General features: G+C 70.4%; 1 protein-coding gene. It reads left to right on the top strand.

From position 1 onward, the window contains the following. Positions 1-956: 956 nt before the first annotated feature. Positions 957-1,262 (top strand): lytic transglycosylase domain-containing protein (locus ACGFYY_RS42380; RefSeq protein WP_393717995.1); only part of this gene is annotated, 306 nt, incomplete at its 3' end.

Below are 1,262 nucleotides of genomic sequence, written 5' to 3'. Positions count from 1 at the left end.
GGTGTCTCTTCGTCCCTGGTCCTGTCCTGCCCGGTCGGTGGTCGGCGGTCGGGGTGTTCTCTGCCGCCGGCCGTTGTCGGGGTTGCTGTCGGTGGTGTCTCCGCGGGCCGTTGTCGGGGCCTGGTCCTGGCGGTGGCGTGTGGCGGGTGGTGGGTGGGGTGGTGGGGTGGGGCTGTGACGGGGGTGGTCGCGGCAGGTTCTGTCGGGGTGGTCGGTTTCTGTTCGTCGTGGGTGTCGGGTCGGGTCGGGAGGGCCGTGGTCCTGCGGGGGTGTGGGGTGTGGGGAGGGGGTGTGTCGGTTGTTCTGCCCGGTCGGGTGGGGTGGGGTCGGGTGGGGTCGGGGTCGGGTGGGGTCGGGCTCGGCCCCGGGCTCGGCCGGGTGGGGTCGGCCTGGGTCGGGCCCGGTCGGGTTCGGTCGGGTGGGGTCGGGGTCGGGGGGTGTGTGTGTCTCGGGGTGGGTGGGGGGCCGCGGGTGGTGGTGGTCCTGCGGTCTGTGACGGTCCGGGTCGGTTCGGCTGTCGGTTTTCCGGTTCGGGGGTGGTTTGCGGGGTTGGTTTGCGGTGTCCGGCGGGTTGTTCCGGTGGTGGGGGGTGCGGGTGGTGACGTTCGGTGAGTTCGGGGTGTTTCGGGGGTGAGCCGGCCCATAGGGCCCATGTCACATACGAACGGGGGTAGTGGTCGTCGCAGGGCTTGTTCGGTGTTCGTGTGGTGGTTGCCACCTGCGTGGATGCCGCGGGGTCGGGGTGGGGGTGGTGGGTGGGTGGGTGTTGTTCTGCGAGGGTCGTTGGTAACAGGGGTCGTTGCGGGTGTGTCGGGTCGTCTGTAGAACTGGACGGGTCGCCGGGCGGCACGGGTGTCTCACCCGCCGCCGACGAACCCCTCTCCACCGTGTGAGTGGCTCACGCATGTCCTCGACGTGTTCGCGACCGCCCCTGTTCCCTGTGGAAGGTTTTCTCCGTGTCCCACTCCGTCATCCGTCGCATCGCCGCTTCCAGGAAGGCCCTCGCGGGTACCGTCGTCGCCCTGGGTGTCGCCGGTTCCATGCTTGCCACGGTTCCCGCCCAGGCGGCCCCGACGAGCGCCAAGGCGATCGCACACCGGATGATCAAGGACCCGGCCCAGTTCGCCGCCTTCGACAAGATCATTTCGCATGAGAGCGGTTGGGACCACACCGCCACCAACGCCTCCTCCGGCGCGTACGGCCTGGCCCAGGCCCTGCCGGCGTCGAAGATGGCCTCCGCGGGCGCGGACTGGAAGACCAAC

It is taken from the genome of Streptomyces sp. NPDC048331, assembly GCF_043201215.1.
Lineage (GTDB): Bacteria > Actinomycetota > Actinomycetes > Streptomycetales > Streptomycetaceae > Streptomyces.
This window is presented reverse-complemented; position numbering and strand designations above follow the sequence as displayed.